Origin of the sequence: Arthrobacter sp. NPDC057013 (assembly GCF_042674585.1) — a bacterium.
Taxonomy (GTDB): Bacteria; Actinomycetota; Actinomycetes; order Actinomycetales; family Micrococcaceae; genus Arthrobacter.
Map to the genome: position 1 here is coordinate 48,135 of NZ_JBHUSE010000007.1, position 25,765 is coordinate 73,899.

Annotated in this window: 22 protein-coding genes and 1 riboswitch; of the genes, 9 read left to right on the top strand and 13 right to left on the bottom strand. The window is 68.0% G+C overall.

What is annotated here, in order from left to right:
* The first annotated feature begins 43 nt into the window (after window positions 1–43).
* Both ACFTSA_RS11515 and ACFTSA_RS11520 read left to right on the top strand, forming a co-directional pair.
* Window positions 44–1,273 carry a glutamate--cysteine ligase gene (locus ACFTSA_RS11515; protein WP_377951393.1) on the top strand — a complete coding sequence of 410 codons (1,230 nt, stop codon included), beginning with the start codon at window positions 44–46 and terminating at the stop codon, window positions 1,271–1,273.
* A 171-nt stretch (window positions 1,274–1,444) separates the two neighbouring features.
* Complete coding sequence (locus ACFTSA_RS11520; protein WP_377951394.1) at window positions 1,445–2,098, top strand: aspartate/glutamate racemase family protein; 654 nt, start codon at window positions 1,445–1,447, stop codon at window positions 2,096–2,098.
* A 41-nt stretch (window positions 2,099–2,139) separates the two neighbouring features.
* On the opposite strand, the gene ACFTSA_RS11525 is transcribed toward ACFTSA_RS11520, so the two are convergent.
* The 5 genes from ACFTSA_RS11525 to ACFTSA_RS11545 form a co-directional block, all read right to left on the bottom strand.
* The gene (locus ACFTSA_RS11525; protein WP_377951395.1) at window positions 2,140–4,707 is read right to left on the bottom strand and encodes an AMP-binding protein; all 2,568 of its coding nucleotides are present in this window, start codon (window positions 4,705–4,707) and stop codon (window positions 2,140–2,142) included.
* A 347-nt stretch (window positions 4,708–5,054) separates the two neighbouring features.
* A complete protein-coding gene (locus ACFTSA_RS11530; RefSeq protein WP_377951396.1) occupies window positions 5,055–5,432 on the bottom strand; it encodes a YegP family protein in 378 nt (125 codons plus the stop codon).
* 362 nt (window positions 5,433–5,794) lie between these two features.
* Window positions 5,795–7,003, bottom strand: coding sequence for an O-succinylhomoserine sulfhydrylase (locus ACFTSA_RS11535; RefSeq protein WP_377951397.1), 1,209 nt, complete (start codon window positions 7,001–7,003; stop codon window positions 5,795–5,797).
* Between the two features lies 1 nt (window position 7,004).
* Complete coding sequence (locus tag ACFTSA_RS11540; RefSeq protein ID WP_377951398.1) at window positions 7,005–7,424, bottom strand: rhodanese-like domain-containing protein; 420 nt, start codon at window positions 7,422–7,424, stop codon at window positions 7,005–7,007.
* Entirely contained in the window at window positions 7,421–7,729 is a 309-nt protein-coding gene (locus ACFTSA_RS11545) for a DUF1737 domain-containing protein (RefSeq protein WP_377951399.1), read from the bottom strand. The genes ACFTSA_RS11540 and ACFTSA_RS11545 overlap by 4 nt, the downstream gene beginning before the upstream one ends.
* A 13-nt stretch (window positions 7,730–7,742) precedes the next feature.
* Window positions 7,743–7,857: riboswitch (SAM riboswitch) on the bottom strand.
* 206 nt (window positions 7,858–8,063) lie between these two features.
* Here ACFTSA_RS11545 and ACFTSA_RS11550 point away from each other — a divergent pair.
* From ACFTSA_RS11550 to ACFTSA_RS11560, 3 genes are read left to right on the top strand one after another with little or no spacing between them, the layout of a single operon-like run.
* Window positions 8,064–9,359 (top strand): NtaA/DmoA family FMN-dependent monooxygenase, encoded by a 1,296-nt coding sequence (locus ACFTSA_RS11550; RefSeq protein WP_377951400.1) that lies wholly within the window; start codon window positions 8,064–8,066, stop codon window positions 9,357–9,359.
* Window positions 9,360–9,363: 4 nt separating this feature from the next.
* A complete protein-coding gene (locus tag ACFTSA_RS11555) occupies window positions 9,364–10,980 on the top strand; it encodes an aromatic amino acid ammonia-lyase (protein ID WP_377951401.1) in 1,617 nt (538 codons plus the stop codon).
* Entirely contained in the window at window positions 10,977–12,026 is a 1,050-nt protein-coding gene (locus ACFTSA_RS11560; protein ID WP_377951402.1) for a PLP-dependent cysteine synthase family protein, read from the top strand. The genes ACFTSA_RS11555 and ACFTSA_RS11560 overlap by 4 nt, the downstream gene beginning before the upstream one ends.
* Window positions 12,027–12,042: 16 nt before the next feature.
* Here ACFTSA_RS11560 and ACFTSA_RS11565 read toward each other — a convergent pair whose 3' ends face one another.
* Entirely contained in the window at window positions 12,043–13,140 is a 1,098-nt protein-coding gene (locus tag ACFTSA_RS11565; protein WP_377951403.1) for an EAL domain-containing protein, read from the bottom strand.
* A 180-nt stretch (window positions 13,141–13,320) separates the two neighbouring features.
* Entirely contained in the window at window positions 13,321–14,253 is a 933-nt protein-coding gene (locus ACFTSA_RS11570; protein ID WP_377951404.1) for an aminodeoxychorismate lyase, read from the bottom strand.
* A gap of 96 nt (window positions 14,254–14,349) precedes the next feature.
* On the opposite strand from ACFTSA_RS11570, the gene cls reads away from it, so the two are divergent.
* On the top strand, window positions 14,350–15,822 hold the full coding sequence (gene cls, locus ACFTSA_RS11575; RefSeq protein ID WP_377951599.1) for a cardiolipin synthase: 1,473 nt from the start codon (window positions 14,350–14,352) through the stop codon (window positions 15,820–15,822).
* A 97-nt stretch (window positions 15,823–15,919) separates the two neighbouring features.
* Here the strand turns inward: cls and pabB are convergent, their stop codons facing one another.
* The 5 genes from pabB to ACFTSA_RS11600 form a co-directional block, all read right to left on the bottom strand.
* Window positions 15,920–17,992 carry an aminodeoxychorismate synthase component I gene (gene pabB / locus ACFTSA_RS11580; protein ID WP_377951405.1) on the bottom strand — a complete coding sequence of 691 codons (2,073 nt, stop codon included), beginning with the start codon at window positions 17,990–17,992 and terminating at the stop codon, window positions 15,920–15,922.
* Complete coding sequence (locus ACFTSA_RS11585; protein ID WP_377951406.1) at window positions 17,989–18,561, bottom strand: low molecular weight protein-tyrosine-phosphatase; 573 nt, start codon at window positions 18,559–18,561, stop codon at window positions 17,989–17,991. Before ACFTSA_RS11585 ends, pabB begins: the two co-directional genes overlap by 4 nt.
* 164 nt (window positions 18,562–18,725) lie before the next feature.
* Window positions 18,726–19,349: a LysE family transporter gene (locus ACFTSA_RS11590; protein ID WP_377951407.1), complete on the bottom strand. Its 624-nt coding sequence runs from the start codon at window positions 19,347–19,349 to the stop codon at window positions 18,726–18,728.
* A 46-nt stretch (window positions 19,350–19,395) separates the two neighbouring features.
* The gene (locus tag ACFTSA_RS11595; protein WP_377951408.1) at window positions 19,396–20,211 is read right to left on the bottom strand and encodes a methyltransferase domain-containing protein; all 816 of its coding nucleotides are present in this window, start codon (window positions 20,209–20,211) and stop codon (window positions 19,396–19,398) included.
* A gap of 50 nt (window positions 20,212–20,261) precedes the next feature.
* Window positions 20,262–20,771, bottom strand: coding sequence for a MarR family winged helix-turn-helix transcriptional regulator (locus tag ACFTSA_RS11600; RefSeq protein WP_377951409.1), 510 nt, complete (start codon window positions 20,769–20,771; stop codon window positions 20,262–20,264).
* Between the two features lie 159 nt (window positions 20,772–20,930).
* Here ACFTSA_RS11600 and ACFTSA_RS11605 point away from each other — a divergent pair, with 159 nt between their 5' ends.
* The gene (locus tag ACFTSA_RS11605; protein ID WP_377951410.1) at window positions 20,931–23,129 is read left to right on the top strand and encodes an MMPL family transporter; all 2,199 of its coding nucleotides are present in this window, start codon (window positions 20,931–20,933) and stop codon (window positions 23,127–23,129) included.
* On the opposite strand, the gene ACFTSA_RS11610 is transcribed toward ACFTSA_RS11605, so the two are convergent.
* Complete coding sequence (locus ACFTSA_RS11610; RefSeq protein ID WP_377951411.1) at window positions 23,126–24,100, bottom strand: NAD-dependent epimerase/dehydratase family protein; 975 nt, start codon at window positions 24,098–24,100, stop codon at window positions 23,126–23,128. The genes ACFTSA_RS11605 and ACFTSA_RS11610 overlap by 4 nt on opposite strands.
* 150 nt (window positions 24,101–24,250) lie before the next feature.
* Between ACFTSA_RS11610 and ACFTSA_RS11615 the strand changes: the two genes are divergently transcribed.
* Together ACFTSA_RS11615 and ACFTSA_RS11620 are read left to right on the top strand one after the other, a co-directional pair.
* Window positions 24,251–24,973 carry a TetR/AcrR family transcriptional regulator gene (locus ACFTSA_RS11615; protein WP_377951412.1) on the top strand — a complete coding sequence of 241 codons (723 nt, stop codon included), beginning with the start codon at window positions 24,251–24,253 and terminating at the stop codon, window positions 24,971–24,973.
* A gap of 142 nt (window positions 24,974–25,115) precedes the next feature.
* Window positions 25,116–25,529 carry a hypothetical protein gene (locus ACFTSA_RS11620; RefSeq protein ID WP_377951413.1) on the top strand — a complete coding sequence of 138 codons (414 nt, stop codon included), beginning with the start codon at window positions 25,116–25,118 and terminating at the stop codon, window positions 25,527–25,529.
* Window positions 25,530–25,765 lie beyond the last annotated feature (236 nt).

Here is a 25,765-nt window from a genome sequence, read left to right on the forward strand (position 1 = left end):
TCATCTCGGGGACGTTTTCGCTGGCCTGGCGCACAATGTAGGCATGCGGACTTTTGGCGTGGAGGAAGAGCTCCTGATCGTTGATCCGGGCAGCGGGGAACCGCTGGCGCTCGCCGATGCCCTGTTGGCGGCCCGCAAGCTCGCCGCCGACGACGCTCCGGGCAAGCCCCGGCTGGTGAAGAAGAAGGCCGAAACCACGTGCGACGACGAAATGGGCCTGAGCGCCGAACTCAAGCTTGAGCAGATCGAAACGCAGACACGCCCCTGCCTCGATCACGCGGAACTGCTGCGCCAGATCCGCGCCGGCCGCGCACTGGCGGATGACGCCGCACAGGGCCACGGCGCGCGGATCGCCGCCCTGGCCACCTCACCGCTGGCCCTGTCCAGCCACACGACGCCGGATCCGCGCTACGCCAGGATGCTGGAACGGTTCGGCCTGACCGCCCAGGAGCAGCTCACCTGCGGCTTCCACGTCCACACCTACATCGAATCCCCGGACGAAGGCGTGGCTGTGCTGGACAGGATCCGGGACAAGCTGGCCGTCCTGATCGCGCTGAGTGCCAACTCCCCGTTCTGGAACGGCCTGGAGACCGGCTTTGAGAGCTACCGGACGCAGGCGTGGAACCGCTGGCCGTCGTCGGGCCCGTCCGGCATCTACGGCAGCCTGTCCTCCTACCGCCGCGTGGTGACCCGGCTGCTGGACAGCGGCGTGGTGCTGGATGAGGGCATGATCTACTTCGACGCGCGACTCTCCCGGAACCATCCCACCGTGGAGGTGCGGGTGGCGGACGTCTGTCTCCGCGCCGAGGACGCAGCGCTGATCGCCGTCCTGGTCCGTGCGCTCGTCGAATCGGCCTGCCGGGAATGGCGTGAGGGTGTGGAACCGGCACCCGTGCCCACGGTGCTGCTGCGCATGGCGACATGGCAGGCCAGCAACTTCGGCCTGCGCGGTGAGCTGCTGGACTTCGGCAGCTTCCGGCCGGCCCCGGCCGAGGACGTGGTCCGCTCGCTGGTCGACTACCTGGAACCGGTGCTGGCCGAGAACGGGGAACTGGACCTGGCCCGGCGGGGCATCGAGGAGATCTTCGCGCGCGGCACCGGCGCTGCTGAGCAGCGCACCGTCCGTCAGGTGGTGCTGGACAAAGCAGAGCCCGACGACGGCGGGCTGGGTGCCGTCGTCGCACACGCCGTGCGGGCCACCCACAAGGGCGAGGGGTACGCCGGCCCCGACGACGAGGACGCTCCGGAGCTCCTGCGCGTCCGCCACCTCTGACCCTGGCCTCAGCACGCGAACGGAGCTTTAAGCCCACACGCATTTAACCTTCGCTTTAACCCGAGGGCCGGTGGGGCCGGGATGTTTCCGATGGTCATTTTCCGGTAAACCGCCTGAAATGTCGGCTGGCTAGGGTGGGAATCAAAGAACCGCCCGGGGAAGGAACGGACCATGCGCGTAGGAATCATCAGGGCTTTGACCACCACGGACAGGCGGCTGCTCAACTCGCACGGCAAGCTGCTCCGCGACAGCTTCGGCTTCGACGTCACGACCAGGTGCATTCCGGACCAGCCGTCCGGGGTCCACGACGCTGACTCGCTGCGGCGCGCGGTGCCGAAGGTGGTTGAACTGGCGCTGGAGATGGCGCCGGACGTCGACGCGCTGGTCATCAGCTGCGCCGCAGACCCCGGGCTGCCCGAGGCGCGTGCCCTGCTGGATATCCCCGTGATCGGTGCGGGCTCCGCGGCGGCTGCGGCGGCCCTCGCCTTCGGTGGCAGGGCGGGCGTACTGGGCCTCAAGCATTCGGTGCCCGGCCCCATTGCCGATGCACTCGGCGACAGGATGCTCCTGATCGACGGTCCCGAAAGCGTGGAGACGCCGGAAGGCTTCCTGCTGCCGACAGGAATCTTCGACGCGCTCGCTGCCGCCCACATGCTCGTGGACGCCGGCGCCGACGTCATTGTGGAGGCCAGCACGGGACTGACGAGCATCGGCATGGCGGACGTCCTGCGGCGCCGGCTGGGCATTCCCGTCATCGACCCCGTCACCGCGGCCGGCTCCATGCTGGTCTCGGCCGTGGCCTCCCGCGAGCTGCAGACGGCCTGAGGTCCCGGTCGCTGGTCCGGCCCGCCTGGCAGGCCGCCTGATCAGGAGCTGCGGACCCCGGCCCGGCTGAACCGGCGGCGGAGCGTGCCCCGGCTGGTCCGGCTCAGCAGACCCATCACGCGCATGCACAGAGCCCAGTAGGCCACCCCGGCCGCCAGCGATGCGGCCACAGCAAGTGCCGGGCTGACGGCAACCAGCAGCGGGTAGACCAGCCAGTGCACGAGGTATGTGTAGAGGGAGGCGCTGGCCAGCAGGACCGCCAGCCGTTGCAGCCCGCTGGGTACGGGGATGGTGGGCAGCCAGGTGAGCAGCAGGATTCCGGCAACGAGCGTCAGCTCACGGTGCGTGTCCCCGAAGAAGTAGCCCGGGACCGTGAGGACCGCGAGGGCCGATACCGCACACCGCTGGACCCACGTCCGGGTCCGGGCAACGGCCCAGCCCAGGGCGAACAGCCACAGGGTGGGCGACGGGTGGGGAATGCCGGGATCAACGATGTCATAGCGCGAGAGCAGCCCCAGTCCGGTGAGGGCAAGCGGAAAGAGCAGCGGGAAACGCCGCTCCGCCCGGTCCGCCCAGGGAATGGCCAGCAGGGAAGTCATGGCCAGGAGAATGTAGACCAGCACCTCGATGAACCAGAAGTGCCACTGCGTGGTCACGGCTTCGGGGCCGACGATCGAATTCAGGAGCAGGACATTGGCCAGGGTGTACCGGTCGGTGACCAGGTAGGCCACTCCGATGAAGGCAATGCTGGGCACCGCCACCCGTGCCAGGCTGCTGAGTTGGCGCCTGAACCGGGGAAGCCGCTCCCCGGTGAGCTGGAACCGGGCGAAGTTGTATCCGGCCACCGCCATGAGCACGTGGGCCATTCCCGGCCATTTCATGAGCCCCACGTGGGTACCGACGATGAGCACAATGGCCACGGCCCTGAGCACGATGCTGGTTTCGAGCGGGGCGATGAACCGCCGCATCTTCCCGGCAGGCTTCCTCCCCGCGCTCTGCTCCAGGGCGCCGACCGGCGTTACATGCCAGTCCGCCGGGAGGTGGCCCAGCAGCTGCTCCAGGCGGACCGACGTTGCCACGTAGGACAGCGAGTCGCCGCCGAGCGAGACGAACGTGTCGCCGTCGTCGATGTCCGTACGCTCCAGGGTGTCGCGGAAGATCCGCCGCACGTCGTCCGGTCCGTTGCCGGGCCCGACGGCGGAACCCGGGCCGGGTGCCCCGGCTTCCGGCAGTGCCGGTTTCGACAGCGCCAGGACCGCCGGGTAGTCCACCTTGCCGGTGGCCAGGCGGGGGAGTTGCTCGACGGCGTGCAGCTCCAGGGCCGCACGGGGCAGACCGATGCCCTGCGACAGGACCTTGGCCAGCAGTTGCGTGTCGTGGTTCCCCTCGACCGCGACGACGAGGCCTTGGTCCGTGCCTGCGCTCGCCGCTTCAACGCCGAGGTCGGCCAGGATCTGCTCCACCTGGCCGAGGTCAACCCGGAGGCCGACGATTTTGACGAACCGGCTGCGCCGCCCCACCACCTCGTAGACGCCGGATGGGTGCTTCCTGGCCAGGTCGCCGGTGCGGAGTTCGTGGACTGCGCGGCCGACGCCGAGGTCCTCCGGAGTCTCCGCATAGCCGAGCATGACGTTGGGGCCGGTGTAGACGAGTTCGCCGTGCTCGAGGCCGGATACCGGCTCGATGCGGAAGGCGCCACCCGGCACGGGGATTCCGATGGCGCCGGGGTGCGCGGCGGCCAGCCCGGGCGGAAGGTAGGCCATCCGGGCGGTGGCCTCGGTCTGGCCGTACATGACGAACAGTTCCCAGCCCTGCCGGCGGCCGAGTTCTGCGTAGCTTTGCACGCGTTCGGGGGCGAGCCGGCCGCCGGCTTGGGTGACATACCGCAGGCGGGGGAGGTCCATCCCGGCAAAGCCCACCCGTTCCAGCAGTTCAAACGTGTAGGGCACCGCCGCGAAGGAGGTCGCTGCGGCGGCGCGGAAGAGTTCCCAGAAGCACGGATCAACTACTGAAAGGTCGGTGAGCACCAGGCCCGCGCCGCGAAGCAGGTGGCTGTTGATCACGGACAGCCCGTAGCAATAGGACATCGGCAGGGTGGTCGCGGCGCGGTCTTCCGGTCCGATGCCCAGGTACTCGGCAATCGACACCGCGTTGGCCTGCAGATTGGCGGCAGACAGGCGCACCAGCTTCGGCGAGCCGGTGGAACCGGAGGTGCTGAGCAGCAGCGCGAGGTCCGGATGGAGTTCATGCGCGCTGCCGGCCCTGCGTTCCTCGAACAGCGTTTGTCCGTTCGCGGAGCGCAGCACCACGTCGGGGTCGTACGCGGCAACCAGGGACTCGAGCGCCGCCGGCTTGTCCTCAGGAAGCAGGATCAGCGGATGGCCGCCAACCAGGGCGGCGAGGTAGGCCACCAACGAGTCGACGTCGTTCGCCGCGGCCAGTGCCACGAGGCGCCGCTGGGTGCCCAGACGAAGCGCGAGGGCATCGACCCTGCCGGCCAGTTCCCGGTAGGTGAGAGTGAAATTTTCGGTCTGAACTGCGGGCCTGTCCCCGTGGCCTGCGAGATCGGCGGCGAAGGGCACCCGCGCGAAATCAAGCTGCGTGGTCACCGGTAGAGGATATTAGTTAAGCCTTACCTAAGTAAAACCGGCCAGGTGCCTGTTACGCGTGCCATACTCAGTCCGGGAGCGAGGCATGGATATTCCGGGCCACCCTGTGACTGTATCCGGGCGAATCCGCCTGGCACTTCATTACGCTGCCAGACCTCGATCTTTCCGGACGCAGCACCGGCTCTTACCGGCTGCCGGGTCAACAGGGCGGTGCGGTCCCTGGCAGGCATAGCCGCAGGGGACGAACTCGAAGTCCGGCTGGCCGTTAACCTCTCAACCCGGCAACCTCTGGAACGCAGCCAGCCCCCAACATCCGACGGCGGTCCGGCGGGTGGGCTGTTGGGCCCCTACGCGGCGCCGGTCCACCGGGTCTGCGCTGCCGCCGGACGGTGCAGCGGCGAACCGGGAGCCTCCGACGGCGTGCGCTTCGCGCCGAACCCCTGCCTGCGGTGGTCCCCCCGCGCCGGGAGAGGCGCCTGTTTGGGGGCGGATACGCGGGCGAGGGCAGGCTCCTGCACGGCACCGGCTGTCACCGGGGATACGGCCGGGGAGAGGTCCGTGATAAGCCCCGTCCCTGCGCATTCGCGGACATTGGCGATCCCGGCCGCAGCCGCGCGCTTGTCCTCGAAGGGAGCGGAGATAGCCAGCACGGTTCCATCGGGGGCCTTCAGCCGGAACCGGTACTGGGACTCTGCATCAACAAAAACTTCAAATACTCCGGCCATGGCGGTCCTTCCGGTCAGGGAGGCTGCAGGCAGCGTCGTCGCGGCCGCGGCCCCGAACGCATCGCTGCGTCTGTCCTTGGGTGGGGTGCTGAACCGATAGGGATTTTATCAGTTCATCGGTGTTCTTAGAGTTTGCCCAGGGCACATGGACCCTACAAGACCATCCATGTAAACCCTGCGTAAACCCTGCCCGTCCATCCACTAAACCGTGCGGGCGGGCCGTTCTCAAGGGTGCCCGACACGAAGGGACGCGCAGCGCCACGCGTGTTCACAGCCCGCCATTGGAAGCAAAAAAGATCCGGCCCCGAAGGGCCGGATCTCAAAAGGAAGGACCAGAGCCGAAGCGATCAGACCTGGAACAGTCAGATCTGCTTGAGCGCCTGCTCCAGGTCCGCGATGAGGTCATCGGCGTCCTCGAGGCCGACGGACAGCCGCACCACTCCATCACTCAGCCCGATCGCGGCGCGTCCTTCGGGACCCATGGCCCGGTGCGTCGTGGTGGCGGGGTGGGTGATCAGCGACTTGGCGTCGCCCAGGTTGTTGGAGATGTCGATGATCTTCAGGGCGTCCAGCAGCGCAAAGGCGGCTTCCTTGCCAGACTGGCCTGCCGTCGTCGCAAGTTCCAGCGTGAGGACGGTGCCGCCGGCCTTCATCTGCCTGGCCGCCAGCTCGAACTGGGGGTGCGACTTGAGCAGCGGGTACTTGACCCAGTTGACAGCGGGCTGTGCCTCCAGCCATTCAGCCAGGCGCACCGCGGTGGCGGAGGAGTGGTTCACGCGGAGCGACATGGTCTCCAGGCCCTTGGTGAGGACCCAGGCGTTGAAGGCGGAGAGCGCGGGGCCGGTGTGGCGCATGAGCTGCCTGACCGGGCCGTCGATGAATTCCTTGGTGCCCAGGATGGCGCCGCCCATCACGCGGCCCTGGCCATCGATGTGCTTGGTGCCGGAGTAGACGATCACGTCCGCGCCGAGGTCCCCGCAGCGCTGCAGCAGCGGGGTGGCAAAGACGTTGTCCGCCACCACCTTGGCGCCGGCGGCGTGGGCGAGTTCGCTGACCGCTGCGATGTCCACAATTTCCTGCATGGGATTGGACGGGGATTCGAAGAAGACCGCCGTGGTGGGCACCGAGAGGGCAGCACGCCACTGCTCGAGGTCCGGACCGTCCACGAATACGGTCTCCACGCCCCAGCGCGGCAGGATTTCGTTGAGGATTACGAAGCAGGAGCCGAACAAAGAACGGCTGGCGACCACACGGTCCCCGGCGCCCAGCAGGGCACCCAGGGCGGTGAACACCGCAGACATGCCGGACGCCGTCGCAAAGCACGCCTCGGTGCCTTCGAGCAGGCGGAGCCGCTCCTGGAACGTGGCCACTGAAGGGTTCCCGTAACGTGAGTAGACGAAGCGTTCGTCCTCGCCGGTGAAGGCGCGCTCCGCAGCCGCGGCCGACTCATAAACGAACCCGGAGTTCAGGAAGACAGGTTCGGTGGTCTCTTGGAAATTGGTGCGGTCCAGCCCGCCGCGGACGGCCTGGGTATCGGGGCTCCAGCCGGCGGCGTCGTGATTAAAGGTCAACTTAGTTCTTTTCCAGGTTCGTCGGCAGTCCGCGGTTCTTCCATCCGTTCACGGTGCGCTCACCGTAGCGGTCGGGCTCGCCCTCGAAGCCTTCGAGGACGTTGTAGGCTGTGAAGCCGGCCTGCGCGGCAGCGGTGGCGGCGGCGATGGAGCGCTGGCCGGAGCGGCACAGGAACAGCAGCTCCACCCGGGTGTCCTCAGGCGCCTGCTGCCTCAGCTGCTCGACGAAGTCGGGGTTGGGAATGCCGCCGGGATAGGTCCACTGGATGAAAAGAGGATCATTCCGCTGGCCGTTCGCGGACGTGGTGTCCGGAATGCCGATGTGCGCCCACTCGCCCTCGGTCCGCACGTCCACCAGGACGGCGCCCTGCTCGAGCTTGGCCCACGCGTCCTGGGGAGTGAGGTCTCCGGCGTAGCTCATGCGTGGCCCTCGTAGGCTTCTGCGCTGAGGTCATCATCGGAGTCCAGCCGGTCCACGGCGGTGGCGACGGCGGCATCTGCGGTGGCGATGGCGGCAGGCAGGATAAGGGCCTGGGCCACGATGACGGTGGTGCCGTTGAAGGTGGCGGCAGGGCTGCCGTGCAGCACGTATCCCTCGGCCAGGGCGGCCGAGATGCGCTCACAGAATGCGCGGTCATCCGGGCCCGTGATCAGGCGGTAGGACAGCTTTTCCTCGGGTTTATCCTGCTGGGATGGCAGCGTTGCAACGGCGGGCGCGTCTGACACGACGGATCTCCTTTTCTCACGCTTGCAGCTCGAAGTGGTCGATATGCCGAGTATTCACCTGAGGCACCCCGCCGCGGAAGGAGGGTTGCCGACCGGCCAGTCAGGGCTTAATGCCGGTACTCATTACTCCCCAAAAACGTAACACTGACGACGGCGGCGCGCACCGCGGCCGTCGTCATGTTCCGTAACGCACCCAACAACTGGTCATGGTGGTGACCCCGCGTTGCGGTTACAAAGCCGGTGGCCGGGAGGATAATGACGGGAGATGAACCGCCGTAACGCCGGATGAAACCAGGCCACAGTGAATGACTCGCCCCCGAATACAGTGACTCCCATGCTGCACTTTGGATGGTTTGTGGGCCATGGCTTCGGGGTTCAGGGCTGGGGCACGCCCGGCTATGGAATCGGCTATGACTGGAAGAAGCCCGACCCCTACCAGCACGCCGTCCGGGAGTTCGAGCGGGCGGGGCTGGACCTGTTCATCATCGAGGACTCGCTCACCGTCCCCGACACCTACGGCGGGACCGCTGAGGTCTCGCTGGCGCAGGCGTCCTTTGCGCCGAAGCACGATCCGCTGGCACTGGTGCCGTATCTGCTCTCCGCCACGGAACACCTGGGCATTGTGCCCACGATCAGCGCGTCCTTCTATCCGCCGTTCACCGCCGCCCGGCTGCTGGCCACGCTGCAGCACTTCTCCAACGGGCAGCTCGGCTGGAACGTGGTGACCTCCGGCAGCGACCTGGCCGCGCAAAACTACGGGCTGGACCAGCAGATCGAGCACGACCTCCGCTACGAGAAGGCCGAGGAGTTCGTGGACGTCGTGCGCAAGCTCTGGCGCAGCTGGGAACCGGACGCCATCCGGGAGGACGTTGGGGCAGGAATCTTCGCGGACCACACCAAGGTCCGGCCGATCCACCATGACGGCGAGTTCTTCAAGGTCCGGGGACCGCTGAACACGGCACCCCTGCCGGAGGAACCGGTGCTGGTGCAGGCGGGGGCATCCCCGCGGGGCAAGGCCTTCGCGGGTGCAAATGCGGATGTCGCCATTGCCCTGGCCCGCGGTGTGGACGGCATGAAGGCCTACCGGGATTCCATCCGCGCCGAAGCCGCCGGGGCAGGCCGGAACCCCGACGACGTCAAGGTGCTGTTCGTCCTCAAACCCACCGTGACCGGTTCCACCGCCGAAGCGGAGGAACTGCGGGCTGCCCGCCGGGAGCTCACGCAGCGGGACATCGACAGCCAGCTCAACTCCATCTCCTACCTGTCCGTCATCGACTTCAAGCGGTTCGACCTCGACGCGCCCCTTCCCGAACTCAGCACCAACAGCAACCAGGGCACGCTGGAGCACTTCTCCAAGGCCGCCCCGCCGGGGTCCACCCTGCGGCAGATCCTGCAGGCCCGCAGCGGCGGCGCCGGTGACAGCATCATCGGCACCGCCGAGGAAATCGCGGACTACCTCGAGGAAACCGGGGCCGCAGTGGGCGGCGACGGGTTCCTCTTCTCCGGCTTCGTGGACCCGGCCACCATTCACGGAGTGCTGGACAGGCTGGCACCGGTGCTCCGCCGTCGGGGACTGCTGCGGACAAGCTACGGCGACGGCGGCTTCCGCCGGAACCTGCTGGACTTCTAACGCCATGGCAGGCGCTGATGCACGCGGCACGTTCCTGATCGGCACGGCGCAGATCCGCGCCGACGACGTGGCCGCGGCGGCAACCGATCCCGCGGTGGAGGTGGTGCTCAGTGCTGAGGCCCTTGAGCTCGTGGGCTTGTCCCGCGACGTGGTGCAGGCGACCATCGTTTCGGGCCACCGGGTCTACGGACTCAACACCCTGCTGGGCTCCGGGCGGGACACCGCCGTGGAGCAGGAATCCATCCTCGACTACCAGCTGCAGGTGGTGCGCTACCACCACAGCGGCGTCGGCGAGCTGCTCGACCGGGATGAAGTCCGCGCCCTCATCCTGGCCAGGCTCATCGGGTTCACCCGGGGAGGCTCGGGGGTGCGTCCGGAAACTGCCCGATTCTATGCAGAGCTGCTGAACAGGGGCGTGCTGCCGGCCGTTCCACGTGACGGATCCGTCGGCTCGTCGGACCTCACCCAGCTTGCGGCGGTTGCCGCCGTCGCCATCGGGGAAGGGCAGGCGCTGACTCCCGGCGGCGGCCTGCAGGACGGCGCGGAGGCGCTCACCACCGCCGGGCTGGAACCGCTGGTCCTGGCTCCCGGTGAGGCCCTGGCGCTGGTCAGCGCCAACTCCTACTCGATCGGCGCCGGCACGCTGGAGCTCCGCCGCGCCCGGTGGCTCGCCGATCTGGCGGACACCGCGCTGGCGCTCTCGCTTGAGGCCACTGCACGGTACGACGGCGGCGGGAACCTCAGCCCGTTCTCGCCGGCTGTCCAGTCGGCCAAGGCGGTGGACGGCCAGCGCATCTCGGCGGCCAACGTCCGGCGCCTGGTCCGCGGCGGCTGGCTGGAGGACCCGCGGCGGCAGGTGTCTGTCCAGGATGCCCTGTCCTTTCGCGCGGCGCCGCAGACCCACGGCGCGTTCCGGGCACAGATCACGGCCCTGGCCGAGGCGCTTGAGGTGGAGCTCAACGGCCGGGGCGATAACCCGCTCGCGGATATAGCCTCCGGCCGGATGGTGTCCGGCGGGAACTTCCAGCCCATGCAGCTCGCCCTCGCGTTCGAGGCGCTGCGGCTGGGACTGGCCCACATGGGAATCAGCAGCGAGCGGCGGATCGCCAAGCTCTACCCGCCGCAGCGCCTGATCCGGCAGCTCAACCTCGAGGCAGCCCGGGCCGGAACGCCGCTCGCATCCGAAGACCTGCCGGGGCTGCTCTGGTACTCCGCAGCAGGACTGCTGGCCGAGCTGAAGTTCCTGGCCGCACCTGCCACGCTGGGAGCTCCCACCCTATCCGCGGACGTGGAGGACCACTCCACGCTGGCCCCGCTGGCCCTCCAGCAGCTGGAGCGCTCGGTGGAGGCCGCGGCGAAGCTCCTCACCATCGAGGCGCTGACGGCCGCCTACCTTTTGGCTGAGGCGCAGGACACGGACGGGCGGGAAGCGGAAACCCGGCAGCTCGGAGCCGGCACCGGCGTGGTTGTGGCGAAGCTGTCGGAGCTGCTGGCCGGGCAGTTGCCGGCGGCAGTACTGGTGGACCGTGCGCGTGCCGAGCTGGAGGACTTGCTGGCAGGACTGCCCGAATTACAGATACCCGGTCCGGGAAGCCCGGATGATGGGGGAGGAGAAGCATGACCACGCTGACAGGGAGCGGCCACCAGCCCAGGCACGTGGCGCCGATAGTGCATCCGGGCATGGATGCCGATACTGTGCTGGCGCGCGTGGGGAACACGCCGCTGGTGCCGCTGGAAGTGCTGAGCCGCGGCCTGGGGAGCACTGTCTTTGTCAAGCTCGAATCGGAAAATCCGGGCGGTTCCATCAAGGACCGGACGGCGCTGAGCATGGTCCGCGCAGCCGAGCGCAGCGGCGAGCTGCAGCCCGGCGGGACCATCGTGGAAAGCACCTCCGGGAACACCGGAATCGGGCTGGCACTGATCGGGGCGCTGACCGGCCATCCCGTGGTGGTGGTCACCGGTGATTCCATCTCGTCCGAAAAGCTGGAGGCCCTGAACGGGTACGGCGCGCGGGTGGTGTTCACGGACTGGAGCGCGCCGTCGGACTCACCGGAGAACGCACGCGCGGTCGCGGCCCGGATCACCGCCGAAATCCCGGGCGCGTGGCGTCCGCTCCAGTTCGACAATCCGGCCAACCCGCGGGCGCACTACGAGGGAACGGCGCCGGAAATCTGGGAGCAATCGGGCGGCCGGGTGACGCACTTCGTCGCAGGCGTGGGCACCGGCGGCACCATCACCGGGAACGGGCGGTACCTCAAGGAGAAGTCCGGCGGGCACGTGGAGGTGGTCGGCGCGGACCCCTACGGTTCCGTGTACAGCGGAGGGCATCCGGGCCAGATCCTGGTGGACGGCGTCGGCAACTCCTGGCCCAAGCCTGACTGGCCGAAGGTCTTCGACCGCGGCCTGCTGGACCGGTTCCTGCGGATTCCGAACGACGAGGTGTACACCACGCTGCACCGGTTGCTCAGCGACGAAGGCCTGTCCCTCGGGCCGTCGTCGGGACTGACGGTGGCGGCGGCGCTCCGGGTGGCCAGGGCGGCGCCGCACGGGTCGGTGGTGGTGGCGATCGCCCCGGACACGGGTGCCAACTACCAGAGCAAGGCCTTCAACCCTGTGTGGCTGGCGGACAACCACATCCGGCTGGCCACAGATTTTGCGGAGGACTAGTTTCGCCGGAATCCTGTCAGGAGGCCGGGCCGCTGGCGGCTGTCTCGCTCTCGGAGCGGATCCAGGCGTTCCAGTCCAACGGATGCACGGAGGGCCTGCCCAGCAGGTAACCCTGCGCGGCAATTATGCCGAGTTCGGTCACCGCCTCCAGCTCCTCTGGCGTCTCCACGCCCTGGGCGCCGAGGACGGCATCGATGTACTGGGCGAGTTCACCCATGGCCGCGGCCCGCAGTCGCTGGCCCGGGGAGTCCTCGATGCCGGCGATGAAGCTGCGGTCCAGCTTGATGATGTCCGGGTGAAGTTCCAGGACCTGGTCCATGGATGTGAAGCCCACCTCCGCGCCGTTCACGGCGATCCGCAGCCCGCGGCGCCGCAGTGGAGCGAGGGCGGCCGTCAGCGACGGGTACTGCTCGAGGGGGATCGAACCGTTCAGATCGATGACCATCCGGTCCAGGGCCAGCTGGGAATGTTCCAGCAGCCCCGGGATCCTTGGGTCCACACATGTGGCCGGCGTCAGGTTCAGGGCGATGAACATGTGGTCGGGCACGGCGTGGGCCGCGGAAAGAGCCCGGTGCAGTGCCGCGATTTCAAGATCGGCGCCCAGTCCGACGGATTCTGCCTCAGTAAACCAGTGGTCCGCGCTGGCACCGTCGTCGCTGACGAAGCGGGTCAGGGCCTCGACGCCGATCACCTGCCCTTCCGGAAGCCGGCGGATCGGCTGGAACGCGGTCATCAGCATCTTGTCGGCAAGGATGGCTTCGATCCGGTTCCTGCTGCGCCGGGTGAACGGCACGGGCTCCGGAGCAGCCACGTCCTGGGAGCGCCCGACCACCGGGATGGCGCCGTTTTCGGCGTTGGCTAGCCCTGCGGTGGCGGTGAGGTGCTCGAGCAGCACGTGTTCGGGGTTATCCGGATGGGCCTCGCACAGGGCGTGCAGCTGCGCGCGGGTCCACTCGGTGGCCGGATCTGACTCGGCGAGCAGTTCGGCAATGATCTGGTGGGCTTGCCAGCGCACAGACATTTCCCCCACGTCCCCCGGCAACGCTGCCTGGGCCCCCCAGCCCGTGGGTAGTGAGTTTGTCAATGCGTGCAGGGAGTTGTCATCCCGAGACATCGGCTATTCCTTTATACGTACTCATTCCGGCTGAGCCCGGAACCAGGCCACCTGCCATCACCGCCGCGGGACGCGGGCAGTGGCCGTGGAAGAAGAGTACAACGCTGGGGACCGGCTTGTCCCGCATTTTTTCGACCGGTGCCAATTCGTTACTGGTCCAGTTCGCCCGGAGGCCTGGCGCTAATCGATTCCGGCGAACAGCTCGTTCAGTTCGGCGGTCAGCTGCTTGCGCAGTGCCGGCGTGCCGATTTCGCGGCCGTCGATGTGATTGACCGGCGCCAGGAGGCGGATGCTGGAGATCAGCCAGACGGCGTCGGCGTCGGCCAGGTCCTGCGGCTTCAGCGGACCGTAACCCAGTTCCCAGCCTGCCGCCTTGGCGGCGGCGAACAGGGCGCCCTGCGACGTTCCGGGGAGAATGCCGCTGTCCAGCTGGGGCGTGACGAGGCGCTTGACTGTTGTTCCGGCGTCGTTCTTTTCCACGTTCGCCAGCAGCACTGTGGACGTGGGGCCTTCCAGCACACGGCCGTCCGAGGACGTGAAGATGACGTCGTCCGCGCCCTGCTTGTGGGCGTGGCGCAAGGCGGCCATGTTCACCGCGTAGGAGAGGGTCTTCGCGCCGAGCAAGAGCCACGGGGCACGCTCGGCCGCGTCGCTGTCGTAGCCGCGGTCAAGGAGGATGACGTCGATGCCTGTCTCGCGCTGGCGCCGGCCGGCCGCGGCCACGGGGGAGACCTGCACCCAGCAGGTGGGGGCGGAGGCGCCTTCAATGCCGCGGGTGACGATGAGTTTGACCACTGCCTCGTCCAGCTCCGGGGAGGGCGCCGGGTTGTCGGAGCGGAACGCCGAGACGCCTGTCTCCACTGCGCGGCGCCAGTCGTCCTGCCCTGGAATCTCAAGGTCCAGCGCCTGCGCCGAGCGGGCCAGCCGGTCCAGGTGCGCCTGGATCTTCCGCGTGTGGCCGGCGACGGCGAGCATGGACTCGAACACCCCGTCACCCCGGGTGGCACCCAGGTCAGTGGCCATCAGCTGCGGCTTTTCGGGGTCGGCAAGCCGGCCGTTCTGATAGTCCGGATCCAGGAACACCAGCACTGTGTGGGAGGTACGAGAGGTCATGCCTCAAGCTTAGTGCGGCGTGTGCCCGATAGGCTGGCCTCAACGCTCCATACGGAATGGCTGCGAGGGAAAGAAATAACGGGGGTTTCAACTGTGTTGTGGCCATTTCCGCTGGCGGAAACACTGCCGGCGTGGCTGATCCTGCTGCTCAGCGCCGCGGATCTGGCCATCAGGGTCCTGGCCGTGGGCATCATCCCCGGCAACCGGCGTCCCACGACAGCCATGGCCTGGCTGCTGGGCATCTTCTTCGTGCCGGTCCTGGGGCTGATCCTTTTCCTGCTCTTCGGCAACTTCAAGCTGTCCCGCCGCCGCACCGAGCAGCAGCAGCTGGTCAACGAGCGGGTCCGTGCCGGCAGCGCGGCGCTGTCCGACGTCGCCAGCGAGTATTCGGGGCCCGAATGGGTCCTGTCCGCGGCCGAACTCAACCGCCGGCTCGGGTCGATCCCGCTGGTGGACGGCAACCATGTGGAACTGATTCCCGGTTACCCGGACTCCATCCGTGCCATGACCGAGGCCGTGCGGAAGGCCAAGCGCTTCGTCAACGCCGAGTTCTACATCATGAGCACGGACCACGTCACGGACGACCTCCTTACCGCCCTTGAGGAGGCGGCGGACCGCGGCGTCCAGGTCCGCGTGCTCTTCGACCACATCGGAACGCTGCGCGTGAAGGGATACAACAAGCTGCTGAAGCGGCTCAAGGCCGGCAACATCCAGTGGCGGCGGATGCTGCCGCTGTTGCCCATCCACGGCCAGTGGCGCCGGCCGGACCTCCGCAACCACCGCAAGATCATGGTGATCGACGGCGAAGTGGCGTTCACCGGGTCCCAAAACCTAATCGAGCCCTCCTACAACAACCCCAAGCACCGCAAGGCCGGCCGCGAGTGGATCGAGCTGATGGCGTGCCTGCGGGGCCCGATCGTTCCCACACTCAATGTTGTCTTTGCCACCGACTGGCTCAGCGAGACCGACGAGTCACTCGAGGACCAGCTGCAGCTGTCCGCCGAGCCGTCGCCGGGCGGCGTCACGGCCCAGGTGGTGCCGAGCGGCCCCGGCTTCACCACCGAGAACAACCTCCGGCTCTTCAACACCCTGATCTACTCGGCGCAACACAGGATTTCCGTCTGCAGCCCCTACTTCGTGCCGGACGACTCGCTGCTCTACGCCATCACCACCGCGGCGCAGCGCGGCGTGGACGTGGAGCTGTTCGTCTCCGAGAAGGGCGACCAGTTCCTCGTCCACCACGCCCAGCAGTCCTATTACGAGGCCCTGCTGCGCGCCGGTGTCCGAATCTACCTGTACAAGGCGCCGTTCGTGCTCCACGCCAAGCACTTCACCATCGACGACGAAGTGGCGGTCCTCGGCTCCAGCAACATGGACATGCGTTCCTTCTCCCTGAACCTCGAGGTCTCAGTGATGCTGCTGGGCGCGGACATCGTCAACAGCATGCGCGCGGTGGAGGACACCTACCGCGACATCTCCCACGAACTGCGGCTCGAGGACTGGATGCGCCGGCCCCTCGCGGCAAGGTACGTGGACAATGTGGCCCGCCTGACCGCCACGGTCCAATAGGCCCTCGTACCTAACGCGTTCGCCCACCCACCTTTGGAGTTTTTGTCCATTTGTCGCGACTTAGGGGCCCTTTAACTCGCGACAAATGGACAAAAACTCAATCCGGGAAGGGGGAGCCCAGGGTGGAGAGGACGCCGTAGGCCTTGGTGCGGATCTCCTCGTACTCGTCCTCCGCCACGGAGTCCGCCGTGATGGCGCCGCCGACGCCGAGGCTGAGCCTCACCTTTTCGCCGTCGCATCCGTCCTGCACCACCAGGGTGCGGATGGCCACCGCCAGATCGGTGGCCCCGTTCAGCGAGAAGTACCCGATCGCGCCGGAATAGACGCCCCGCGGACCCTCCTCCAGCCGGTCCAGGATGGCCATGGTGCTGATCTTCGGCGCCCCGGTCATCGAGCCCGCCGGGAAGCAGGCGGCGACAGCTTCGGCCCGCGGCGATCCCGGCAGCAGGACGGCGTCGATGGTGCTCACGAGCTGGTGCACCGTGGCGTAGCTTTCGATCTCGCACAGCCGGCTGACGGTCACCGACCCCGGCTCGGCGAAGTGGCTGAGGTCGTTCCGGAGCAGGTCCACGATCATGATGTTTTCCGCCCGGTCCTTGAGCGACGTGGCCAGGTCCCGGCGGAGGGCGGCGTCGGTATCCGGGTCGGCAGCCCGGCGGCGGGTTCCCTTGATCGGCTCGGCGCGCATGCCGCCGTCGGACGCTATCCGCAGGAAGCGCTCCGGCGACGTGCTGGCCACCGTGAGCCCGCCGAAGCGCAGGTAGCTGGCAAACGGAGCCGGGTTCCGCCGGCGCAGGGCCAGGTACGCGGCCCACGGATCGAGCGCAGGCACCTCCGCCACGAGCGTGGTAGTGAGGCAAACCTCGTAGGAATTCCCCTCGGCGATCTGGTGCTGCGCCTCGGCGATCTTGCGCTTGTAGCTCGCCTCGCTGTCCCGGCCGGCAAAGGCCGGCGCCGCGGTGTCAGCCGCTGCGTCATGGCCTGCCGGAAGTACGACGCCGGTGCTGCCGCCGGCTTCGGGGGCGGCGGTCACGGCAGCGCGGGCCCGGCTGAGCCACTCCGCAGCATCCGGCGCGTCGAGGGCAAGCAGCCATACCGTGTGGTCCGCGTGGTCGAGGACCACGGCCCGGCCCGCAAAGATCAGCGCCGCATCAGGAGTGTCCGAGGTGATGTCCTGCCCGCCGGTTTCCCGTTTGAGCTCGTAGCCGAGGTAGCCCAGCCAGCCCAGCGCGAAGTCGCAGGGGTAGTGCTCCGGTCCGCGCACGGCCTTCCGCCCCCACACCGTTTCCAGCCAGCGGAAGAAGGGGCCGGACACGTTGGCAGTGGCGCAGCCGGCGGTGACCCGGGTGACCCCGGAACTGTGCAGGACAGACTGGCCGAACGTCCCGCCGTCGTCCGCCAAAATACTGAAGCGGCTGCGCTCCGCCGCGGGGGTTCCGCTGCCGGGACCGGCCGATCCGGCCGAACGCAGTGATGAGTCCAGCCAGACGGCGTTCGACGACGACCCGTACAGTGCCTGAAAAAGTGCGGCGGGATCGGGGCTGGCGTCGAGCCGTTCGGACAGCAGACGCAGGCCGCGCCGTGAGGACAGCTCGGGAACCAGGGCGGTGGTGAGTCCGGGAAGGTAGGTGAGCACCTGCAGGGCGTCGGCGGGGGCGGTGCCGTCCGCGCGGTTGAGGACCCGGACGTGGGCGTGCTGCGGGATGTCGTCCGCGCCCAGAAGTTCCATCTCCTGGCTTGCCCACTGGTCCCAGAACGGCTCGTAGGTATCGCCGTCACGCTCCAGCGCGCGGGTGCGGCGCTCGCCGTCGGGGGAGTCCGCCCAGATGACCGCGTCCAGATGCGGCCTGGCCGCGGCGGCCGCTGCCCCCACGCCCTCGACGATCACGATCTCGGCCGGCAGAGTGACCCGCGGGTCGCCGTCGTTATGGTTTTTCCAGTCCCAGCTGACCCACGTGGCCGCTTCGCCGCGGCTCAGGGGCACCAGCACCGTGGTGACGTAGCGTTCGATGCCGGCTGACAGCCCGTCCCAGCCGGGATAGATGTCCTCCAAATGGAACAGCGAGACCTTGTGGTGGTTCCGCAGTGTGGCCGCGAGCTCGATGGCCAAGGTGGTTTTACCTGCGCCGGACCGCCCGTCAATGGCGATGATCACAGGTGCGGGGGTCATGAAATAGAGCGTACCTGCTGGCTGTCCTTAAGCTGGAGCGGGGCGGCGTCCGCCGAGGCCGCGGCGATGGCGGAACGGACATACTCCACGATTCCCGGCACCGACGCCTGGATTTGGTCAAACACCGCCGCAAAATCGCTGTGGTCCCCGTACCAGGGATCTTCGCAGCCCTGGTCCAGGGGATCCTTCGTTGCCAATAGGGGGTCGAAGCTGCGCAACATGCGTATTCTCTCGAGGGATTCGCCGTCCGGGGCCGACGCCCGCAGCCAGCCGTAGTGGTCCACGTCAAGGGCCAGGATCAGGTGGCGTTCCGTGAACCACTCCTTCCGCCATTCCCGGGCTATGTGCCCGTCGGAGAGGAGATTGTGGGCAGTTAGTTTCCGCGCGGCCCGGGGGTCGATGGGGCGTCCTGCCTCATAGGCGGTGGTTCCCGCGGAGTCCACGACGACGGCGCCGGCGAGCCCCGCCGCTGCAAAGGCCTCCGCCAGTATCAGCTCCGCCATCGGGGACCGGCAGATATTGCCGGTGCAGACCGCGATGATCCGGTATGGGCTCGTCATTGAGGTCATATGGCTAAGCATGGAGCACGCTAACACCGCTTGGCTAGTAAGTATTCTTATTGTTCAAAACATTTCGCCCGGTATCGAAATTGGTCTCGCTGCAGGGCGCGGAGTAACCCTGCTGTGGACGCCGGGCCGGCTCCGAACCGGCACGGGCTGGCAGCGGGAGGCTGCTAGTGGATGAACGCCAGAAGGACGCCCACCGCCATGAACAGGACGCCGAAAATCCTGTTGAGCAAGGTTTGCCCGTGGGCATTGTGGGTAAAGCGCTGGAACGATTTGGCCGCGGCTGCGAAGAAGAACCACATGACGAGGATGTCGATGAGAACCACGGTTGCCGCAAGGACGGAGTACTGGGGCAGCAGCGGGTGGGCTGGCCGGATGAACTGCGGCATGAAGGCCAGGAAAAACACGATGGCCTTGGGGTTGAGCAGGTTGACCCACAGGCCCCGGCGGAACATGGACCAGGCGGGCTCGTTCCGCAGCGCGGCCACTTTCTCCTGGTCGAGGTCCGGTTTACGCAGGAACTGGCGGATGCCCAGATACACCAGGTAGGCGGCACCGGCGTAGCGGATGGCGTTGAACGCGACGGGCGAGCCGGCGACCAGGACGCCGACGCCGAGCGCCACGACGATGACATGCAGGATCAGGGCGGCCTGTTGCCCCAGGATGCCCCAGATGGAGCGCTTGAACCCGGCGGTCAGCGAGTTGCTCATGGTGTTGATGGCGCCTGCGCCCGGGGTGAAGCTGATGAGGACGCCGGCGCCCGCGAGGGCCAGCCATAGGGAGAACTGCACCCGCCAAGTTTAGTCGGTCTGCGGGGCGGGCCGGTCCCCCGGCGATTTACGCCCTAGCGATGACCTCGCCGTTGGGAATGAGGAACCAGCCGTCGTCGGTGGAACCCCAGCGGTGCCAGCCGGCTGAGATGCGGGTGAGGTCGGCCTCCTGCGCGAAGCCGTACTCGAGGGCCTGCTCCGCGAAGGCCGAATGCAGCACGCGTTCGCCCCACACGCGAGCCTGCCAGCGGCGCTGCTGCCCGGTGGCGTACAGCCAGTTGCTGCTGGTCGGCGCCACGTCCGTGAAGCCGGCGGCCTGTGCCCAGGAGACGAGCCGTCGGCCGGCGTCGGGCTCTGCACCGTTCCGGCGCGCGATCCGCTGGTAGAGCTCCATCCACTCATCGAGTTCGGGAATGGCGGGGTACCAGCTCATGCCGTGGAAATCGGCATCCCGGACCGCAACGATGCCGCCCGGCCTGGCCACCCGCCGCATTTCGCGGAGTGCCTCGACAGGGTCGGTCAGGTGCTGCAGGACCTGGTGGGCGTGGACCACATCGAAGGTGTCGTCCTCGAAATCAAGGTCGTAGATGTTGCCGGCCACGAACTCCACGTTCCGGACGCCGCGGTCGGACGCCAGTTCGCGGGCGTGGGTGATCACATCGGGGGAGCGGTCCAGCCCTGTCACCTTCCCGGGGGCGACCAAAAGCGCGAAGTCGCACGTGATGCTGCCCGGCCCGCACCCGACGTCGAGCACCGATACGCCCGGGATGAGATGCGGGACCACGAACGCGGCCGAATTCTCCGCCGTCCGCGAGGCGTGGGCCCGGACCACGGACTCGTGGTGGCCGTGAGTGTAGACATCTTCCGGCTGCTGCGCGCTCATAGGGAAACGCTACTCCTTCTCCGCATTTCGGGAAGGCAGCGGCAGGGTGGTTATGGCGCGCCGGCAGCTTCCCGGCTGGCCGCAATTGTTGCCGCGATCATCGCATCCATAAACCGGGCCGCAGTGTCGAGTTCCTGCGGCGTGAAATCCGCCATGGCGCTGTCCATGTGGCGGGCGAGCGGCAGGAACATCGCCGAGCCGTCGCGGTACGCCTTGTCCGTCATCCGCAGCTGCACCTGCCGCCGGTCCTGCCCCTCGCGCACGCGCACCAGATGCCCGGAACCGCACAGCCGGTCAACCAGTGCCGTGGTGGCCGGGGAGCTGAGGTTCAGTTCCTTCCGCAGGGTGCCCGGGGTCACGACGTCGCCATTGGCCGCGTGCCTCATGACGGCGGCGAGGGCGTTGAGGTCGGTCCGGTGCATGTCGTTCCGGCCGCCCGCAGAGTCGACGTAGCGGTTGGCCTCCAGAGTGAACTCCTGAAGGAGCCGAACCAGGGGGTGCTGCCTGCCCGGGGCTGAGGGGGCCGCGCCATCGGACGTGCTGTCGGGTTTCTTGGCCACCTCCGCCTCCTCTTCTCCTCGGTGTTGCCTTCCGGAGTTTACAGCCACGGCATTTGCACTCCGCGGAAGGGTCTATATATCTCCATCGTAGAGATAGTTTATGCTGGAACAATCATCGACGGCGGCCCCAGTGGCCGACACGCCCAGGAGGTCTTCCCCATGAACCAGGCAGCCCGCACTCCGAGCCCCCCGTTCTGGCTCCGCTGGCTTATCCCCCTGGTCCTCGTCGTCGGCTGGGTTGCCATTGCCGGAACCGGCGGACCCACGTTCGGCAGGCTGGATGAGGTCTCGTCGAATGACCAGGCGTCCTTCCTTCCCGCCGGTGCCGAGGCAACCGAGGCCCGCGAGTGGCAGCAAAAGTTCCAGGACTCCGGCGAGGTTCCCGCCGTCGTCGTAATTGAAAGCGCCAGCGCCCTTACGCCTGCGCAACTGGGCACGGCGGCAGCCCTGAAAGCCAAGCTGGAGGACCTGCGGTTGGGCAGCGCGGTGGTGGGGCCGGTGCCGTCGCAGGACCGGCAGGCTGTGCAGTACATCGTGTCCGTTGCGGCAGCGGAACCGGCGGCCGCCGTGGAGGACCTTCGTAGCGAGGTCGGGGCGGCTGCCCCGGACGGCACACAGACGTTCGTCACCGGACCGGCCGGGCTCGCGGCCGACCTCACGGGGGCCTTCGCAGGCATCGACGGCATCCTGCTGCTCGTGGCGCTGGCGGCGGTGTTTGTCATCCTGCTGGTTGTCTACCGGTCCCTGCTCCTGCCCTTCGCCGTGCTGCTGACCTCGGTGTTTGCGCTGTGCGCCGCCATTCTGCTGGTGTTCGGGATGGCCAAGGCGGGCTGGATCCAGCTCAACGGCCAGAGCCAGGGCATCCTCTCCATCCTGGTGATCGGCGCAGCCACCGACTACGCCCTGCTCTACGTGGCCCGGTTCCGTGAGGCGCTCGGGCACACGGCCAACCGCACCGCCGCCGCGCTCACCGCCTGGCGGGCGTCGTTCGCGCCGATCCTGGCGTCGGGTGCCACGGTTGCCATCGCGCTGCTGTGCCTGCTGTTTTCCGACCTCAATTCCAACAAGGCGCTGGGCCCGGTGGCTGCTGCGGGCATCGTCTGCTCCCTGTTCGCTGCGCTCACTCTGCTCCCGGCCTTCGCGGCGCTCCTGGGGCGCGCCGCGTTCTGGCCGTTCCGGCCCAGGCTCCTGCCCGAAGAGTCGCGAGAGCCGGAACTGGACACGGGACTGGAGGGTCAGCGCGGGCTGTGGCGCGCCGTCGGAACGCTGGTGTCCCGGCGTCCCCGCACGGTGTGGGTGGCGTCCGCGCTTCTGCTGGTGGTGGCGTCGGCCGGGATCCTGCAACTGAAAGCCAACGGTGTGCCGCAAACCGCCGTCATCCTCAGTGCTTCCAACGCCGTCGACGGGCAGGATGCGCTCGCACGCCATTTCGACGCCGGCAGCGGAAGTCCCGTGGTGATCGTGGCAAGCCAGGGGAAAGACGGGGACGTCCTGGAAACTGTCAAGGCCACCGACGGCGTGGGCGCCGCCTACCTTCTGGCCGAGGGCAGCGTGCCCATCACAGGAACCCCGGGAACCCCTGCCGGCCCGGGAACGCCCTCCGGTCCGGCCATGCGCGACGGCAGGGTGCTCCTCAACGCCACCCTCGACTACGCCGCCGACTCCGACGCGGCGGAGAACGCCGTCGCAGCGATGCGGGAGAGCGTCAAACGTGTGGACCCCGATGCCCTGGTCGGCGGGGTGACCGCCACCGCGCTGGACACCAACACCACGGCGCAGCGGGACCTCGCCACGATCATCCCGGTGGTCCTCGCCGTCATTCTGCTCATCCTCATGGTGCTGCTGCGGTCCGTCCTGGCGCCCGTCCTGCTTGTTGCCTCGGTGGTTCTTTCCTACGCGGCCGCCATGGGCGTTTCCGCCCTCGTGTTCAGCAACATCCTGGGCTTTCCCGGAGCCGACGCCACCGTGCCGCTGTTCGGCTTCGTGTTCCTGGTGGCGCTCGGCGTGGACTACAACATCTTCCTCATGAGCCGGGTCCGCGAGGAGTCGCTGAAGCACGGTACGCGGCCCGGGATCCTGCGCGGACTGGGTGTCACCGGCGGGGTGATCACATCGGCCGGAGTGGTCCTGGCCGCCACCTTTGCGGCCTTGGGCGTCATCCCCATCATGTTCCTCGTGCAGCTGGCCTTCATCGTGGCCTTCGGGGTGCTGCTGGACACGGTCCTGGTGCGCTCGCTCCTGGTTCCCGCCCTGGCCTACGACCTGGGCCGGCGCATCTGGTGGCCCGGCAAGCTCGCCGGGCGGGATGCGCAGGAAGCCGGCAGAGTGGACGTGGCGGCGGAAGCTGCGGTCCGCTAGGTCCCGGCCGGGATTCCCGCCGTCGCCCGCCCTGGACCGGCAGTGAGTTCCGAGCGCCACCACTCCACCGTCGCCTTGGCCGCCACGCCCAGGGGAGTCGGTTGCAGGCCCAGCTGTTCCTCGCTGGCCGCCGAGTCCATCACGAACGGCCGCTCGAACTGGTAGAGCATTTCGCTGATCTCCCGCATGTCGGCCGAGAAAAGTCCCAGGGTGCGCAGGACCCAGCCCGGCACCGGGTGGACCTTCGCGGGCGGCACGCCGCCAGCGGCCGCAAAGGCCTGGGCGATCTGGCGCTGCGTGAGCGGCGGGTTGGTGGGCGCGTGCAGAACCCGGTTCCACAGCCCGGGCTTCCCCGCGGCCCCGATCATAGCCGCGGCCAGATCGGGAACGTAGGTGAAGGAATGCGGCTGATCCGCATTTCCCACCACCTGCAGCGGACGGCGGGCGAGGACGGCGGGCACCATGCGCTCGCCGGCGTGGGCCATCCGGACGCGGGGACCGAAGAAGTCACCCGCCACCACAGAGACGGTGTCCGTGGCGCTCGCCTCCCGCGCCCGCAGCAGCGCCGCGCGGATTCCGCGTTTGCCGCCCGACGCCTCCCGCGCGCTGCCTTCAGCCATCACCCGCTCCGGATCGCTGTAGGAGTAAAGGCTTTCGGGAAAGACGACGACGGCGCCCGCCTCGCCAGCCGCCGCCAACACCGCCTGTTCGGCGGCCGGAAGCTCCCGTTCCCACGCCGCGGCAGTGTAGGACGAACCGTGGGTGCAGTGGAAGACCGCCGCCGCGCCGTCGAATGCGGTGGTTAGCAGGCCCGGGGTGGAGACATCCGCCTTCACCCTTTCGATGTTTGGATGGCGGGGACCGCTTCCCGAGCGGGTGAGGACCCGGACCCGCTCGCCCCGCTCCGCCAGTTGCTCTGCCACCGTCCAGCCCACAGGGCCGGCGCCGGTGACCACGTAAAAATCTGACATCGAAATTTCTCCTTCGTGCAGTGCGGCTGGCCTCGCCGGCCCGACTTTGAGAGCACTGCTCTCGAAATAAGGATGCTGCGGTTAGGGAGCAAAGTCAAGAGCACTGCTCTCATTTGTTGACACTGCTCTGATTCATGCCATGCTGGGTGGATGCCTGTCATCTCCGAGACCGCCAGCGGTGAACTCCGCACGCCGCGGGAACGTGCCCGGGCGCAGACCATCGCCGACATCGTCCGGCTCGGCCGGCAGCACCTGGCCCAGCATGGAGCCGCCGCCCTGTCGCTGCGCGCCGTTGCCCGCGACCTGGGCGTTGTCTCCTCTGCCGTCTACCGGTACGTCGGGAGCCGCGACGAGCTGTTGACCCTCCTGCTCGTGGACGCCTACAACGACCTGGGGGATGCGGTGGATGCCGCCGTCGAATCCGTCCCCGCGGAAGAGTCCAGAGCCCGGTTCGCTGCCCTGGCCCGGGCTGTCCGTGGGTGGGCCCTCCGCGAACCGGCGCGCTATGGCCTCCTGTTTGGCAGCCCGGTGCCGGGCTACCAGGCCCCGGCGGAGCGCACCACGGCACCCGGCACGAGGGTGGTCATCGGCCTGGTGCGGATCCTGGACGCCGCATACCGTGCCGGCCGCCTTGCCGAGCGCGGGCCTTCCGCGGTTCCGGCACCCCTGGCCGCCGACCTTGACGCAATCCGGCGTGAGCTGGGCGTGGAGGTCCCGGACGCCCTGCTGGCCCACGGCACCCTCGTCTGGACCTCACTCTTTGGCGCCATTAGTTTTGAGGTGTTCGGGCAGTACGGTGCCGGCACCTTTTCCGCGCCGGACGAACTGTTCGAGCACCACGTCGCCGTGCTGGCGGACCTCGCCGGGCTGTAGCCGGCCCGCGGCCGCGGCCCCATGGGGCCGGGCCCGGCCGCCCGGCCCCATGCCGCCCCTGTTGCCGCCCGCGCGGGCTGAGTAGACTGCCACTGCGCCCCGGACCCGGCGCGCCCAGTCCTTTCGAAGGAGTGATCAAGCGATGACCGAAAACAGTGAGTCCGGCAACGCGGGCAAGACGCACAACAGCTCCAGGAATCCGGCACTCGAGGGGGACAGCGGCCAGTACGTGGAGGGGGACTACGGCGACGCCGGCGTGGCAGGGCAGGAATCCGCCACGGAGCCCAAGGGCGGGTATTCCGAGGGGGATTACGGCGATGCGGGGGTGGTTGAGCCGTCCGTGCAGGGGGCGGAAGGTGAATATCCGGAAGGCGACTACGGCCGGGCCGGGGCCGTCGGCCAGGAACTGCCCGGTGATGAGGAAGGCGAATACCCCGAGGGTGACTACGGCGCTGCCGGTACTGCCCCCGAGGGCGGTGCGGCCGGGAAACTGAAGGATGGATCGAACGGCGGCGAGGTCAACCCGCCGCGTAACGGCAACGGCACCTCCTCCTGAGGTTAGGCGCAGGTTCACGCAGGGCGAAATCCGCCGCCCGTTGAGTCACGGAATCCCAGGTTCTCCGCGGAAATCCGCCGAGGATCTGGGGTTCCATGCGTCCGGAAGGGATGGACTTGGCGCAAGGTTGAGCGCAGTTGGCTCAACTTTGGATTGACTTAAATTCCGCGCTGAGTAAAGTTGAGTGCAGACCGCTCAAGAAAGTGGGCGACCCCAAGTTTCCAAGGAAAGAAGGA

What these genes read in the sequence shown, in the direction of transcription:
- ACFTSA_RS11595 (WP_377951408.1), bottom strand. Translation starts at nt 20,211, where the DNA reads ATGAGCGCGCAGCAGCCGGAAGATGTCTACACTCACGGCCACCACGAG.
- ACFTSA_RS11560 (WP_377951402.1), top strand. Translation starts at nt 10,977, where the DNA reads ATGACCACGCTGACAGGGAGCGGCCACCAGCCCAGGCACGTGGCGCCG.
- ACFTSA_RS11540 (WP_377951398.1), bottom strand. Translation starts at nt 7,424, where the DNA reads ATGAGCTACGCCGGAGACCTCACTCCCCAGGACGCGTGGGCCAAGCTC.
- ACFTSA_RS11550 (WP_377951400.1), top strand. Translation starts at nt 8,064, where the DNA reads ATGCTGCACTTTGGATGGTTTGTGGGCCATGGCTTCGGGGTTCAGGGC.
- ACFTSA_RS11620 (WP_377951413.1), top strand. Translation starts at nt 25,116, where the DNA reads ATGACCGAAAACAGTGAGTCCGGCAACGCGGGCAAGACGCACAACAGC.
- ACFTSA_RS11605 (WP_377951410.1), top strand. Translation starts at nt 20,931, where the DNA reads ATGAACCAGGCAGCCCGCACTCCGAGCCCCCCGTTCTGGCTCCGCTGG.
- ACFTSA_RS11520 (WP_377951394.1), top strand. Translation starts at nt 1,445, where the DNA reads ATGCGCGTAGGAATCATCAGGGCTTTGACCACCACGGACAGGCGGCTG.
- ACFTSA_RS11515 (WP_377951393.1), top strand. Translation starts at nt 44, where the DNA reads ATGCGGACTTTTGGCGTGGAGGAAGAGCTCCTGATCGTTGATCCGGGC.
- ACFTSA_RS11615 (WP_377951412.1), top strand. Translation starts at nt 24,251, where the DNA reads ATGCCTGTCATCTCCGAGACCGCCAGCGGTGAACTCCGCACGCCGCGG.
- pabB (WP_377951405.1), bottom strand. Translation starts at nt 17,992, where the DNA reads ATGACCCCCGCACCTGTGATCATCGCCATTGACGGGCGGTCCGGCGCA.
- ACFTSA_RS11565 (WP_377951403.1), bottom strand. Translation starts at nt 13,140, where the DNA reads ATGTCTCGGGATGACAACTCCCTGCACGCATTGACAAACTCACTACCC.
- ACFTSA_RS11530 (WP_377951396.1), bottom strand. Translation starts at nt 5,432, where the DNA reads ATGGCCGGAGTATTTGAAGTTTTTGTTGATGCAGAGTCCCAGTACCGG.
- ACFTSA_RS11610 (WP_377951411.1), bottom strand. Translation starts at nt 24,100, where the DNA reads ATGTCAGATTTTTACGTGGTCACCGGCGCCGGCCCTGTGGGCTGGACG.
- ACFTSA_RS11585 (WP_377951406.1), bottom strand. Translation starts at nt 18,561, where the DNA reads ATGACCTCAATGACGAGCCCATACCGGATCATCGCGGTCTGCACCGGC.
- ACFTSA_RS11555 (WP_377951401.1), top strand. Translation starts at nt 9,364, where the DNA reads ATGGCAGGCGCTGATGCACGCGGCACGTTCCTGATCGGCACGGCGCAG.
- ACFTSA_RS11570 (WP_377951404.1), bottom strand. Translation starts at nt 14,253, where the DNA reads ATGACCTCTCGTACCTCCCACACAGTGCTGGTGTTCCTGGATCCGGAC.